We start from the raw sequence: 13,680 nt of genomic DNA on the forward strand, positions 1-13,680 counted from the left end.
GTCAGATCGTTCGGAGCGAGAGGTCGCGGTTGAGGCGTTCCTTGTCCGTATCGGAGAGGCTCCCGTCCAAGCAGACGTACTGCGTGTCCGCCGGGAGATCGAACTCGGTGAGCGTCTCGTACGTCACCGATTCCGCGAAGGTGACCACCGCGTCGCGGTCGTCTTCGGACAGGTGATAGGTGTGGTCCGCGAGGGCCTCGACGGCGGCGTCCAGCGAGAACCCGAGCAGGAGCTGTACCTCGACCAGCGCGGCGTCCGGATCGGTCAGATCGACGGCCGAGCCGGCGTCGGCCGCGTATCGTTCGAGCGCGGCGCGGGCTTCCGACTCCGTGTCGGGCCGTCCCCACCGCTCGAAGCGCGACTCCCCGAGCGTGTACTTGTCGAAGCCGAGCCCCGGAGCGGCGCCCGGCAGGTCGTGGTCGTCGGCGACCTGCTCGCTCGCCAGCCGCAGGCGCCGCTCGCAGACCTCCGCGTGGGTCGTCTCTTCCCCCCGCGGCTCGTCGAGTTCGTCGTCCAGTTGGACGAGCATGAACCGGACGGGGTCGTCGAACTCCTCGGTCGCGTTGAGCTGCATGACCGCGTGGCCCGTCGTCCCCGATCCCGCGAAGAAGTCCAAGACGATGTCGCCGCCGTCCACGCTGTGGCGGATCAGCTTCCGGATCAGGTCCGTCGACTTGGGGAAGTCGTACGCCTTGTAGCCGAACAGCGATTTCAGCTCGCGCGTCGCCGTGCCGGTCATCCCCGTCTGGAGGACGGTGCGGTCGAAGGCGTCCTCGAACAGCTCGATGTCCTCGTCGGTCGTCGTCGTTTCGATCCACGACGAGAGCGGCTTGTACCGGCTCTCGATCTCGTTTTGGAAGCGTTTGAACTTGGGCACGCCCTCGCCGTCGTCGGGGAAGAGGATCCGACCCTCCTCGATGTACTGCCGCATCGTCTCCTCGCCGAGGCGCCAGACGCTGTTCGGGTCCGGCTGATAGGTGTGGCCGGTCTCGGGGTCCGTGATCTCGTAGAACATCGTCGGCCGCTCGTCTTTCGTCCGCGAGTTCTTCAGATCGCCGGCGACCCACGGGCCGCGCGGATCGTCGTCCGGGTTCGTGTAGTTGTCGAACGACTTCTCGACGCCCCGCATCTCGAACGCGTCGGACCGCTGGTACACCACGACGTACTCGTGGTCGATGGACATCCCGCCCGAGTTCCGTGCGTCGGGGGTCCGGCGCTTCCAGACGAAGGTGCCGACGTAGTTGTCCTCGCCGTAGATCTCGTCCATGAGGTGGCGGAGGTTGTGGTACTCGTTGTGATCGATGCTCACGAAGATCGCCCCGTCGTTCCGGAGGAGATTCCGCCCGAGGAACAGCCGGGGATACATCATCGACAGCCAGTCGCTGTGATACCGCCCGTTCGTCTCCGGGTTGCTCACCAGCTTGTCGCCGTCCGCCGTCCGCTGGCCGGTCTCCCGCTCGTAGTCGGCGGCCGCGGTCGAGTAGTCGTCCTTGTAGATGAAATCCGACCCGGTGTTGTACGGCGGGTCGAGGTAGATCATCTTTATTCGCTGCTGGTAGGACCGCTGGAGCGTCTTCAGGATCGCGAGGTTCTCGCCCTCGATGAAGTGGTTGCCCGACCCCCCGTAGTCGACGCTCTCGTCGGGACGCGGGACCAGCGTCTGCTCCGTCGCCGCCTGGGCGCGTGCGGTGGCCTCGCGCTTTCCGGCCCACGAGAGCTCGTACCGCTCCGTCCCCGACGACTCCCCGTCGGCGTCGAGCAGCGATTCGAGCTTCGCCGCGTCGAGCTCTCCCTCGGAGAACGCGCTCGGCACGATCTCACGGAGTTTCGCCCGTATGGCGGCCGCGTTGGACGGTTTCTCCAGTCGGTCACGCTCATCACTCATATACACCCGGAGAGAACCGACACGGGGTTAAACCATCGTACTGGGGACCGAGATCGGGCCCGAGCCTCGTTGAGAGCCCGGTCGACGACGCCGGTTCGCGTCGCGGGCGGGGCTCACCGAGTCAGGGCGGCGTCGTCGCGAGTTCGAACAGCCGTTCTTCGCCCCGCTCCGCGGGCGACCGGCGCCCGCCGAGGAGCTCGATCAGCTTCGAATACGTGAGACAGCGGAACGGGTTGTCGTCGGTCAACTCGTCGAGGGCGGGCTGCGTGACGGCCTTCTCCCATCGATCGTATCGGTTGTCGGGGACGACGGACACGGCCCGGGGCGTCGCGCCGGTTTCCGCGTACGCGTTCCCCATGCGAACGATTCCGTCCTGCGGGTCCGTCGAGTGCTCCACCTCGAACATCGCGACCGGCGTCTCGCCGTCGAACCAGATCAGGTCGACGTTCCTGAGCCGCTCGCGAACGGTGTCGGAGAAGTCGCCGGGTATCCGCAGCCGCGTCTGCGTATCGCGGAGGACCTCGCTGCGATCGGTCTCCGGGTCCCCGATCCACGCGTCGTAGCCGACGGACTTGCCGAACTCGGCGAGTCGGTTGATGATCCGGTCGTGGTCCAGTTCCAGCTGCTCGCGCTGCGTTTCCGTGTCGACCAGGCCCTCCTCCTCGGCCAAGGTGTTTCCGGCGAGCGTCTGCTGGTACGAGTCGCGTCGCCGCCAGTAGACGACGCCGTCTTTCTCGACCGGCTCAGCGGTCGACTGTAACACGTCCAATATCTCTTGGTTCTCCGGCGTCTGCGCGTCCTTGAGGCTCGTGAAGATCCGCGAGAGGATCTCGTCGAGCGTGGCGGCGGACCCCTCCTTCCCCGCGTAGACGGATTCGATCAGCCACCTGATGCGGCGCTGGAGCGGGATGTACTCGACCTCGTCGGTCGCCGCCCAGTCGGCGGTCGTCCACGCGTCGCCGTCGGCGGTGCGTTCGAGGTAATCGTCGAAGAGGCGGCGATAGTCGAAGTCGCGCACCTGTTCGGAGTGCATCCTGTTGTCCTCGATGAGCCGCAGCGTCACCCCGCGGACCAGCTGATCGTACGTCGCGCGGCCGTCGTGGAGCCGGATGACGCGCTTCGCCTCCTCCAAGATGGACTCCCGGACCGCCTGAATGTCACCGAAGTCCAGTTCGGGCTGTTCCCGGGTCTCCGGTCGCCGGAACGTGATGTAGATGTCGCCGTTCATCGTCCCCGGCTTCCGGCGGTTGATCCAGTTCGTGTACTCCTGTGCGGGAACCTGATAGACCGCGTCGACGTAGTCGAACCCGGCCTGCTGGATCGCGTGCATCAGGGAGTTCCAGTATTTGAGTTCGCTGCTGTGGAACGTGACCGTCAGATGTCCGCCGCTCTCGAGCACTCGGAACACCTCCTCGAACGCCGCCGCGAGCATCTCCTCGTAGCGCTCCCGCGGCTTCTCTTGGCGCGGATTGACGACGATTTCGTCCTCCCAGTTGACGCTGCTGTCCAGCCAGCTGTTCGCCATGTAGCTGAGCTCGAAGTACTGGACGGCGTCGCCGTACTCGGGATCGGTGAACACGTACTGTACCGACTGGTCGTCGACCGGGAGGTCGCGCGCGTCTCCCTGGATGAACCTCCCTCGGTCTCCCACGGGGTCGCCCCCGTTCAGTTCGTCGTTCGCCTCGCGCATGCCGTCGAGCACGGTCGAGAACCGGTTCCGGAACGCGTGCGCGACGTTGAGTTCGAGGTTCTCCGGGTGGATGACGTAGTTCTTCGCCGCCCAGCCCTTCTTGTTCGGCCGCTGCATCCGGCTCACGTGTTCGAGAATGGCGACGAAAGTGAGCAGGAGGGCGTCGACGACGGTCCGGTCAAATTCCTGTGTTTCCAGCCGGTGTATCTCGTGCCGGAGGATAGACAGCGCGATCAGATTCCGGTCGGTGAACAGCTTGTCGACGCGCTCGGTCCCCGGACGACTCGTGTAGAAGTCCTGTCCGTTGGGGTACACCAGCTCGTTGTCGGGGTAGTAATAGGGGGGCGAGAGCTCGCCGATCCGGTCGAGTTTGGCCTCGTCCGCCTCGTCCAGCGGGACCGTTTCACTCGCGTCGCACTCCGGACAGACGTACTTGAGCTCGTTCGGAACGTCCTCCTCGATCCGGATGTACCCGTTTTCGAACAGCCGCTGGTTGATCGCCCGCGTTATCTCCGACTTGCGCGCGTCGCCGAACTCGTCTAAGTCGATGCGCTCCACCAACGCGTCGTGCGAGAGGCGCTCGGCCTCGCTGAGCTGATCGTAGATTTCCGTCGCGAGGGCATCGAGCGTCCCGTCGCCGGATATCGGCTCGCTCGCTTGCCCCGGACTGGGCGAGTACACCCGAGTCGCGGTCGTTTCGAGCGTCCGCGCCCGTTCGTGGCCGCAGTTCCGGCACGTCGTCTCGTAGAGCCACCGGAATGACCGCTGCGCGTCGCCGTCGGCGCCGCCGACCTCGTGGCGCCGGTACCGGAGGTTCTCCATCACGGTGTCGAACCCGTCTTCGAGTTCGTCCAAGTCCACGTGAGCGGCGGTCGTGCGGGCGATGTGGCGGAACAGCGGGTTCAGGTCGTTGTAGATACCGCGACGGTCCGCCCGGAGCGCCTCCAAGGCGGTGACGCCGCTCCCGGAGAACGGGTCCAGCACCGTCTCCCCCTCGTCGGTGAACTGCTCGATGTAGCTCGTGACGAGGTTCTGTGGCTTCCGCCCCCAGAACCGAACCATGTTGTACATCGGTGTGTTCGGCGAGGAGACGGCGTGTTCGGGGGGCTCCGTGATATCGTCCGCAGGCATATCGATCGGTTACCGGGGGGGAGGTAGCTGCCGGGGATAAGGGCACCGCCTCACGACCGGCGATATCTCTATAAGATAGCTGACTGTTTAGACGGAACGTCGATGGACATCACGACGGAAACGATAGACTGCGACGGGCACGGCGGCTTCGACTGCGTTCGGTATCGGTTCGACTACGGCGGCGAGGACCGCGCGCTGCTCGACGAGCTACGAGACGACGGGGAGCGTCTCGCTGAGGGCTCCGACGGACGGATGGCCCGGGATAGCTCCCGCGGCAGGTCGGCCGACACGCAGAGCGTCGACGGTATCTCGGGAGTGCTGGCGGAGTGGGTGTGGAAAGACTGGCTCACCCGAACGGCCGAGCGGCGCGACACGGGCGCGGACGTGTTCCAAGACGACGAGTGGGACACCCCACAGGAACAGGTCGACATCACCGTCGACCGCGGCCGCGGCGAGAGCGCCGCCGTGGAGGTCCGGTCGTCGTTCCCCTACACGGGCGCGGAGAAGGCGGTGTGTACCCACTTCGACGTGATTGGCTGGTACAACAACGAGGTGAAGAAACGCGAGATACGGAAGGACTACTACGTCCGCGTGTTGTTCCCGTTCCACAAGAGTAACTTCTGGACGGAGTTCGAGTCGAACTCCTTCGACGTCTACCTGGCCGGGGGTGCGCCCCGAGCGATGCTAGAAGACAGCCCGCACGCCGAAGACAAGCCGTTCACGCCTCACTGGGACGACTCCTCCGACGGTGGCCAACGGGGGACGTACCGGGTGATCAGCCCGATCGCGAACGCGATGGACACGCCGGCGATCACCGACGAGATCGTCGCGTAGGCGGGGCGAACGTCGAACCGAGCGCCACGGCCGCCGGAGCGACGGCGATCTGCACCCCAAGCGATCCGAGTCAGAGGTCGATCGGAGAACCGTTCGCGGCGCTCTCCGACAGCGCGTCGAGGATCCGCATGTTCGCAACGGCCGACGCGCCGTCGGTCACGGGGGTCGCGTCGCCGGCGACGCGGTCGGCGAAGTGCTCGACCTGAAGCCGGTACTGATCGACCGCCGGGAACGTCTCGACCCCGCGACGGCCGTCGATCTCGTACTCCAGGTCCAGCCGCTCGTCGGCCGGGGCGTCGAAGGCGTTCTCGACCGCGACCCACCCGTTCGTCGCGTCCACGCGGTACCGCTCGACGTGGCGGGTGTCGAACCCGGAGGCGACCCGGGCCGACCGGCCGTCGCCGTACGCAAGCACGCCCGCGAGTTCGGTGTCGACGCCCGCGTCGCGGGTGTCCCCCGTGTGGGCGTACGCCCGGTCGGGAGCGCCGAGGACGGTGCGAGCCAGCGAGACGGGGTAGCAGCCGACGTCCATCAGCGACCCGCCGGCGAGCTCCGGGTCGAGTCGAACGTCGTTCGGGCGGTCGGACAGCGGGAACCGGAACGTCGCGGTCACCGTGCGCACGTCGTCGAGTTCCGTCGCGGCGAGCTCGACGGCGCGCTCGGTCCGGGGGTGGTACCGGTACATGAACGCCTCCATCAGGGTGACGCCGCGGCGGTCGCAGTGGTCGGCGACCGCTCGCGCCTCGGCGGCGTCGGCGGCCAGCGGCTTCTCGCAGAGGACGGCGAGCCCGGCGTCCGCGGCGCGTTTCGTCCACTCACCGTGGAGCCCGTTGGGGAGCGGGACGTACACCGCGTCGATGGCGTCGTCGTCGAGCAGTGCCTCGTAGGTGCCGTAACTGCGGGGGATCGAGTGGCGGGCGGCGAACGACGCCGCGCGGTCGGCGTCCCGGGACGCGACCGCGCCGACGGCGTGGTCGCTCGCGGCGATCGCCGGGACGACGGCCTTGTCGGCGATTCCCGCGGTCCCGAGGACGCCGAATTCGAGGCGGGCCGGTTCGGTCGAGTGAGCGCTCATGTCCGCCGCGACGCGGCCCCACCTCAAGTGGTTTGGGTCCCGGCCGAACGAGACGCTCGACGTGGGGCGGCGCGCAATGTATCCGTCTGCGAGCCCGAGACACGGGCGATGCGGTCCGACCCGCGAACCGCGCTCCGGCGGCTCTACAGACAGGTGGCACCCATGGAACTCACACGGACACAGGTACGCGAGTACGACCGCCGCGCGGCCGACGCCGGCGAGACCGAGACGGCGACGTTCGGCGTCGGCTGCTTCTGGGGCCCGGACGCGCAGTTCGGCGCGGTGGAGGGCGTCGTCCGCACCCGCGCGGGGTACGCGGGTGGGACCAAACGTGACCCGACGTACCACTCGCTGGGCGACCACACGGAGGTGGTTCAGGTCGATTTCGACCCCGAAACGATATCGTACCGGGATGTGCTGGAACGGGTGTTCGCGGCGCACGACCCGCGGCGGCAGTCCCGGAAGACGCAGTACCAGAACGTCGTCCTCGTCGAGCGCGCGGCCCAGCGGGAGGCCCTCGACGAGTTCCTCTCGGCGCGGGGACTCACCGCCGACGGGATCGACACGCGCGTCGAGCGGCTGTCGCGGTTCTCTCCCGCGGAGGACTACCACCAGAAGTACAGGCTCAGGTCCGCCTCGTCACTAATTGAGCCGTTCGACGCGGCCGGATACGACGGCGCCGAGCTGCGAGAGTCGCCGCTCGCCGCCAAGCTGAACGGGTACGTCGCCGGACACGACGTGAACGTCGCCGAGGAGCTCCCGGCGCCCGAGTGAGTCCGTCGAGGCTCGCCCGCTCGAACTCGATCGGCGACCAGCGTTCGCCATGGAACTCGCGCCGGGCGTACGCGCACTCTCCCTACACGTATCGCTGGACGGCCGGGAAGCGACACTCACTCCCACCGCGGTCGAGACCCCGCAGGGACTCCTCCTGATCGACGTTGGCCTGCCCGACGAGGTCGGCGTCCTCGGAGACGCGCTCGCGGACAAGGGGTTGTCCCTCGACGACGCGCGGGGCGTCCTCGTCACGCATTAGGAGCTCGACCTCGCCGGCTGTCTGGCGGCCGTGGTCGACCGGACCGGCGCCGCCGTGTTCGCCCACGAGGCAGAGGCCCCGTAGCTGGAGGGCGACGAGGAGCTCGTCAAGTCGAGCGAGGAGCGGCCGACGGTGATCGAACCGGCGACCGTCGACGTCCGCCTGACCGGGGGCGAGACGTTCGCGACGGCGGCCGGTCCGACGGAGGTCGTCCCGACCCCCGGCCACAGCCCGGGGCACGTGTCGGCGTACTTTCCCGGCCCCGAGCTGCTCGTCAGCGCCGACGGCGAACTCGCCGGGCTCAGCCCGGAGATGACCCCGGACCTCGACACCGCGCTGGAGAGCGTCGCAGTCCTCGCCGACCGGGACGTGGCGGAGACGGTCTGCTTCCACGGGGGCCACGTCGAGGCCGGGACGGAGCGCCTCGAAGAGATCGCTGGCGGTGAGTAGGGCCGACGCGCTGAGCGCGGACGCGTCGAGCGCGGATATGCGGTAACGTCGACGCTCAGAGAGCGAGCGCGCCCCCCGCGATCCGTGTCTTCAAGCCGGACGCGCCGTCACGGTTCGTCGTGGACGCGAACGAACTCTCGCTCCGGTCGTACGACCCGCGGGACGACGCGGCCGTGTGGGCGCTTCACGAGTGGGCGATGCGGGAGACCGGGGTCGACCCGTCCGACATCCCCGGCACCGACGACCTGCGGTCCGTGGCGGCGTCGTACCTCGACGCGGGGGGCGCGTTCGTCGTCGGCGTCGTTGACGCCGTCGACGCCGACCAGTCGCCGGACGATCCGTCGCCGGAGCGGCAGTCGGTGGATTCGGCGGCGTCACGGGCCCCGGACCAACTGGCGACCCACGACGGGACGCTCGCCGCGATGGGCGGCTACGTGCCCAACGAGGCCGGGCACGGCGACGAGCGCGACCGCCCCGGCGCCGCGGAGCTCCACCGGATGCGCGTCGCGCCGCCGTACCAGCGGCGCGGCTACGGACGGGCGCTGCTCGACGAGCTGGAGCGGCGGGCGGCCTCCGGTGGGTTCGAGACGCTCCTCGCGACGACCTCGACGCGCCAGCCCGCGGCGCTCGACTTCTACGCGAGTCGGGGATACGAGCGGACGGACACCTCGACCGCCGGCGCGTACGAACTCGTCCACTTCGAGGAGGAGCTCTGAGCGCCGCGCCGGAAGGGGTCAATCGGGCGGGAGAGTCTCACCCGGAGGGGTGACCTCACCCGGAGAGATCGAAGTGCTCCGCCGCCGTCTGCATGTCCTTGTCGCCGCGCCCGCAGAGGTTGACCAACAGCGTGTCGTGTCGGTCCTCCTCGGCGAGCTTGGCGGTCAGCGCGAGGGCGTGGGCCGGCTCCAGCGCCGGGATGATCCCCTCGGCCTCGCTCAGTTCGCGGAACGCGGCCAGCGCCTCGTCGTCGGAGACCGCGTGGTACTCCGCGCGGCCCATCTCCTGGAGCGCGGCGTGCTCCGGCCCGATGGCGGGGTAGTCGAGCCCGGCGGAGACGGAGTGGTTCTCGGTGTCGTCGCCGATCGTCTTCGTCTTCATCCCCTGGAAGATCCGCGGCTCCTCCTGTTTCGTCTTCGAGAGCGGGGCCGAGTGGTTCGCGTCGTCGGTGCCGCCCGGCTCGGCGCCGTAGAACATCACGTCGTCATCCTTGAACGCGTGCCAGAGGCCGATCGAGTTCGACCCGCCGCCCACGCAGGCGACGCACGCGTCGGGGAGGTCGCCGTGGCGCTCTTGGATCTGCTCGCGGGCCTCGGTCCCGATGACGGACTGGAACTCGCGGACCATCCGCGGGAACGGGTCGGGCCCCACGACGCTGCCGACGAGGTAGTGCGTCGAGTCGACGTTCTCGGCGAAGTCCTCTAACGCGGCGTCGACCGCCTCCGCGAGCCCCTCGTTGCCGCGGTCGACCGGCTCCACGTCCGCGCCCATGAGGCGCATCCGGAACACGTTCATCTCCTGTCGCTGCATGTCGTGCCGGCCCATGTACACGGTCGTGTCGAGGTCAAGCAGGGCGCCGACCATCGCCGTCGCGGTGCCGTGCTGCCCCGCCCCGGTCTCCGCGATCAGGCGGTCCTTCCCGGCCCGCTTGGCCAGCAGCGCCTGCCCGAGCGTGTTGTTGAGCTTGTGCGCCCCGCCGTGGAGGAGGTCCTCGTGTTTGAGGTAGATGTCCGCGCCGTACCGCTCGCTGAGCGTCTCCGCGTAGAAGACGGGCGTCGGCCGCCCCGCGAAGTGTTCGAGCAGGTCACGGAACTCCGCCATGAACTCGTCGTCGGCGACGGCCTCCTCGTAGGCCGCCGCCAGCTCCGCCAACGGTTCCTCCAGCGGTTCCGGGACGTGTCGGCCGCCGAACTCGCCGAACTCGCCTGGCGTACCCATGCGTGACCGGTGTGGCCGCGACTCAAAAAAGACGAGGGAACCCCCGGGCGCTGCCGCGGTCGCGGCGCCCGCCCGTGACCAACGATTTGTGTCGCGACCGAGACCGTGGCGTATGGAACGACTGGTCTGTTACGACTGCGGCGAGACGTACCCCGCCGGCGAGGCGGCCCGCTGCGCGTGCGGCGAGCCGCTCTGGTTCGACACGCACGGGACCGGGTTCTCGTGGCCCGAGGCGAGCGGCGGCGGTGGCGTGCGGCTCGGGCGAGACTCCCTCTGGCGGTACGAGCCCGTCCTACCCGCGGCGATCGTTCCGAGCGGCCTCGCCGCGGCCGCCGGGGGCACGCCGCTGTTCCGCGCGCCGTCGATCGAGCCGGCGGACGGGCCGCGGGTCCACCTCAAGGTCGAGGGGACCAACCCGACGGGGAGCTTCAAGGACCGGGGGACGGCCGTCGGGATGGCCCGCATCGACGGCCCGGTCGGGACGGTCTCGCACGGCAACATGGCGCTGAGCGTCGCCGCGCACGCGGCGGCGCTGGACCGGGAGGCCGCGATCCTCGTCGCCGAGGACACGCCGGACTCGCGGCTCGCGATGATCGCCCAGCACGACCCGCACCTGTTCCGGGTCCGGGGGGAGTACGGGCGGCTCTACGAGGACACGCTCGACCACGACCTCGGGGTCGCCTTCCTCAACTCCGACGCCCCCCTCCGGGTCGCCGGCCAGAAGACGGTGGCGTACGAGATCTGCGAGGCGTTCGCTCCCGACGCGCCCGACGCGATCGTCCTGCCGGTCAGCAGCGGCGGACAGGCGAGCGGCGTCTGGAAGGCGCTCCGAGAGCTGGACGCGGCGGGAGTGCTCCCGTCGATCCCGCGGATCTACCTCGCGCAGGCCGCCCGCTGTGACCCGATCGCGCGGGCGTTCCGGCGGGGAGACTCCCGCGTCGAACCCGTCGCGGGCGAGCCGACCGCGGCCGTCTCGATCAACAACGCCGACCCGCCGAGCGGGAACCGCGCGCTGGCCGCCGTCCGGGCGACAGACGGCGGCGTCGTCTCCGTCTCGGAGGAGTCGATGCTGGCCGAGACTGACCGGCTCGCGGCCGACGCCGGAGTCTCCGTCGAGCCGTCGTGCGCGGTGGCGACGGCCGCCGTGCGAGAGCTCGCCGCGGCGGGCGAGTTCGGCCCCGACGACGACGTGGCCGCGATCCTGACGGGGTCGGGGTACAAGTACGGAGCGACCGAGGTCGAGGGCTCGTCCGTTCGGGAGGTCGACCGGGCCGACGTTCCCGACGCGGTCCGCGATATCGTATCGTGACCGGCCGGACGCACGGAGGTCGTTCGGAAGAGCGGCCAGCGGGGTCGGCGGCCTCGTCGGAGCGGCTACGGCGCGGCCTGCTTCGTCGAGACCAGTTCGATCACGTCGCGGTGGGAGAGCTCGCGGTCGGTGCCCACCTGCCGGCCGCTCCGGCAGTCGGTGCCGTGGAGCAGCCCCTCGCCGATGTCCGAGTGGATGTGGTACGCGAAGTCCTCCGTCGTCGACCCCTCGGGGAGGATGAAGCAGTCGCGGAAGACTCCCTTCTCGTCTTTGCTCCCGTTCGCGGAGCCGGGGAAGACGGCGATACAGCCCAGCACGTCGAAGACGGCGGACTCGAGCGCGCCCTGGACGCCCGTGCCGTCGTACTCGTCGACGAACTCGGCGATCTGGTCGAGGCCGGCCTTCTGTTCCCCGGAGACGTCGCCGACGACCTCGAACGCGTCGTCGCCGGGCGTGTAGTCGACGACGCCGGCGTCGTCGGCGTTCTTCAGCGCCTTCTCCGCGTGAGCGCTCGCGGGGACGAACGAGAGGTGGTCGTAGTCGGGGTCGGTCGTTATCTCCGCCCAGTTCGCCTGCGCCTCGGGGGTGTCCATCTTGTTGGCGGCGATCACCATCGGCTTCGTGCGCTTGCGGATCTCGCGGGCCAGTTCGACTCTGTCCGTCTCGTCCCAGGTGTCCGGATCGAGTTCGAGCCCCTCGGCGAGGATGACGCGCTTCATCCGGTCCTTGTCGATGCCGAACGCGGACATCTGGTCGGCGAGCTCCTCCTCGATGGCCGCGTTCGCGCCGTGATACCGCGTCTCGAACTTCTCTAAGCCCTTCTCCAACACGTCGAGGTACCACGCGTCGAGCTCCTCCTCTAAGAAGTCGATGTCCTCACGGGGGTCGTGGCCCTCGGTCGCCTCGCCCTCGATGTCGGTCTTCCCCGAGAAGTCGACGACGTGGATCAGCACGTCGGTCTCGTTGAGGTCGGTGAGGAACTGGTTGCCGAGCCCGCGGCCCTCGTGGGCGCCCGGGACGAGCCCGGCCACGTCGACCAGCTTCACGGGGACGAACCGCGTCCCCTCGCGGCAGACGCCGACGCTCGGCGTACAGGTCTCGTCGAACTCGGGCGCGGCGCAGTCGACGCGGACGTACGCCTCGCCGACGGTCGGGTCGATGGTTGTGAACGGGTACGCCCCCTCCGGTACGTCGTTCATCGTCGCGGCGTTGAAGAACGTCGACTTGCCCACCGAGGGCTTGCCGACGAGACCGATCCGATAGCTCATTACCACCGCTGCGCGGCGCGGCGCCAAAAGCGATGCGAGACGCGCCGTGGCGTGGGGATCGGTGACGAGGGAGGGGCCCGGCCGCGAGCCGTCGCGGGAGGCCCGATCTACGCGTCGCCGTCGGACTGCCCGGGCTCCCCGAGCGCCTCGATCGGGAGGACGTTCTGGAGCGCGGCGTGCGCGTCGGCGGCGCCCTCGAACCTCGCCTGGTCGACCTCGGCCAGGAGGTCGCCAAGGTCGGCGTCGCCGTCGGCGAACAACACCGTCGTGCCTGCGAACGAGTCGGCGAGCGCTCCGCGGTCGGCGGGGTACGCGCGGTCGGCGAGCGTCGATTCGAGGCGGGAGCGGTTGATCTCGTCGGACATACCGACCCGTCGTGCGAGAGAGCATAAGCGCGCGCTCGGCCCGGACGCCACCGGACGGCGGCGAGAAACCGGCAAGAACAAAGGGTTATCCGTCCCGGTCGTCATGCTACACGTGAACATGCCCCTATACGACCGGATTCTGGTCCCGACCGACGGCTCCTCGGAGGGGGAGTTAGCGGTGTGTCACGCGCTCGACCTCGCCGCGGTCCACGGGGCGTCGGTGCGCGCGATATACGTGGTCGACACCGCGCGGTACGCCGGGATGCCGATGGAGACGACGTGGGAGGGGGTGGGCGACCTGCTGTACGACGACGGCGAGGCGGCGCTCGAGACGGTGTGCGAACTCGCCGCCGACCGCGGCGTCGACGTCGAGACGTCCGTCGTCGACGGCTCGCCGAGCCGCGAGATCATCACCCACGCCGAACGGACGGGCTGCGACCTCGTCGTGATGGGGACCCACGGGCGCGGCGGGATCGACCGCCTCCTCCTCGGTAGCGTCGCCGAGAAGGTGGTCCGGGGGTCGTCGGTGCCGGTGTTGACCGTCCGGATCGGCGACGACGAGGACGCGGCGACCGCGGGCGAGACCGCGACCGCGGGCGAGACGGGCGCCGCCGGGGCCGACGCGGACGGGTCCGTCTCCGACGCGACGGAGACGGGGTAGCGAGCCGCGGCGCGTCGGCTGGGAGTCAGGCCGCGTCGCGGAGG

The 13,680-nt window shown here is 69.3% G+C and carries 13 protein-coding genes; 6 read left to right on the forward strand and 7 right to left on the reverse strand.

The genetic code is table 11. The features are described from left to right. Position 1: 1 nt before the first annotated feature. Both Z052_RS17400 and Z052_RS17405 read right to left on the reverse strand, forming a co-directional pair. Positions 2–1,885 carry a site-specific DNA-methyltransferase gene (locus Z052_RS17400; RefSeq protein ID WP_094521342.1) on the reverse strand — a complete coding sequence of 628 codons (1,884 nt, stop codon included), beginning with the start codon at positions 1,883–1,885 and terminating at the stop codon, positions 2–4. A gap of 121 nt (positions 1,886–2,006) precedes the next feature. Then, positions 2,007–4,706 carry a DNA methyltransferase gene (locus tag Z052_RS17405; RefSeq protein ID WP_094521343.1) on the reverse strand — a complete coding sequence of 900 codons (2,700 nt, stop codon included), beginning with the start codon at positions 4,704–4,706 and terminating at the stop codon, positions 2,007–2,009. Positions 4,707–4,808: 102 nt separating this feature from the next. Between Z052_RS17405 and Z052_RS17410 the strand changes: the two genes are divergently transcribed. Then, the gene (locus Z052_RS17410) at positions 4,809–5,540 is read left to right on the forward strand and encodes a hypothetical protein (RefSeq protein ID WP_089307559.1); all 732 of its coding nucleotides are present in this window, start codon (positions 4,809–4,811) and stop codon (positions 5,538–5,540) included. 70 nt (positions 5,541–5,610) lie between these two features. Here Z052_RS17410 and Z052_RS17415 read toward each other — a convergent pair whose 3' ends face one another. Then, positions 5,611–6,615 carry a Gfo/Idh/MocA family protein gene (locus tag Z052_RS17415; protein ID WP_094521344.1) on the reverse strand — a complete coding sequence of 335 codons (1,005 nt, stop codon included), beginning with the start codon at positions 6,613–6,615 and terminating at the stop codon, positions 5,611–5,613. Positions 6,616–6,777: 162 nt separating this feature from the next. Here Z052_RS17415 and Z052_RS17420 point away from each other — a divergent pair, with 162 nt between their 5' ends. Continuing rightward, positions 6,778–7,389 carry a peptide-methionine (S)-S-oxide reductase gene (locus Z052_RS17420; RefSeq protein WP_049930071.1) on the forward strand — a complete coding sequence of 204 codons (612 nt, stop codon included), beginning with the start codon at positions 6,778–6,780 and terminating at the stop codon, positions 7,387–7,389. An 82-nt stretch (positions 7,390–7,471) separates the two neighbouring features. Here the strand turns inward: Z052_RS17420 and Z052_RS21125 are convergent, their stop codons facing one another. Further along, positions 7,472–7,714: a hypothetical protein gene (locus Z052_RS21125; RefSeq protein WP_241897996.1), complete on the reverse strand. Its 243-nt coding sequence runs from the start codon at positions 7,712–7,714 to the stop codon at positions 7,472–7,474. Between the two features lie 66 nt (positions 7,715–7,780). Here Z052_RS21125 and Z052_RS21130 point away from each other — a divergent pair, with 66 nt between their 5' ends. Continuing rightward, positions 7,781–8,098 carry an MBL fold metallo-hydrolase gene (locus Z052_RS21130; RefSeq protein WP_241897997.1) on the forward strand — a complete coding sequence of 106 codons (318 nt, stop codon included), beginning with the start codon at positions 7,781–7,783 and terminating at the stop codon, positions 8,096–8,098. A 119-nt stretch (positions 8,099–8,217) separates the two neighbouring features. Then, complete coding sequence (locus Z052_RS17430; protein WP_049929366.1) at positions 8,218–8,814, forward strand: GNAT family N-acetyltransferase; 597 nt, start codon at positions 8,218–8,220, stop codon at positions 8,812–8,814. A gap of 55 nt (positions 8,815–8,869) precedes the next feature. On the opposite strand, the gene trpB is transcribed toward Z052_RS17430, so the two are convergent. After that, positions 8,870–10,033: a tryptophan synthase subunit beta gene (trpB, locus tag Z052_RS17435; RefSeq protein WP_049929365.1), complete on the reverse strand. Its 1,164-nt coding sequence runs from the start codon at positions 10,031–10,033 to the stop codon at positions 8,870–8,872. 112 nt (positions 10,034–10,145) lie between these two features. Between trpB and Z052_RS17440 the strand changes: the two genes are divergently transcribed. Then, positions 10,146–11,342 (forward strand): pyridoxal-phosphate dependent enzyme, encoded by a 1,197-nt coding sequence (locus Z052_RS17440; RefSeq protein ID WP_094495298.1) that lies wholly within the window; start codon positions 10,146–10,148, stop codon positions 11,340–11,342. Positions 11,343–11,407: 65 nt separating this feature from the next. On the opposite strand, the gene Z052_RS17445 is transcribed toward Z052_RS17440, so the two are convergent. Together Z052_RS17445 and Z052_RS17450 are read right to left on the reverse strand one after the other, a co-directional pair. Beyond that, on the reverse strand, positions 11,408–12,610 hold the full coding sequence (locus tag Z052_RS17445) for a redox-regulated ATPase YchF (protein WP_049929363.1): 1,203 nt from the start codon (positions 12,608–12,610) through the stop codon (positions 11,408–11,410). A gap of 107 nt (positions 12,611–12,717) precedes the next feature. Then, on the reverse strand, positions 12,718–12,975 hold the full coding sequence (locus Z052_RS17450; protein ID WP_086220050.1) for a hypothetical protein: 258 nt from the start codon (positions 12,973–12,975) through the stop codon (positions 12,718–12,720). 118 nt (positions 12,976–13,093) lie between these two features. Between Z052_RS17450 and Z052_RS17455 the strand changes: the two genes are divergently transcribed. Further along, a complete protein-coding gene (locus Z052_RS17455; RefSeq protein WP_049929361.1) occupies positions 13,094–13,636 on the forward strand; it encodes a universal stress protein in 543 nt (180 codons plus the stop codon). Positions 13,637–13,680 lie beyond the last annotated feature (44 nt).

The sequence above is a fragment of the Halorubrum sp. C191 genome, assembly GCF_002727095.1.
Taxonomy (GTDB): Archaea; Halobacteriota; Halobacteria; order Halobacteriales; family Haloferacaceae; genus Halorubrum; species Halorubrum ezzemoulense.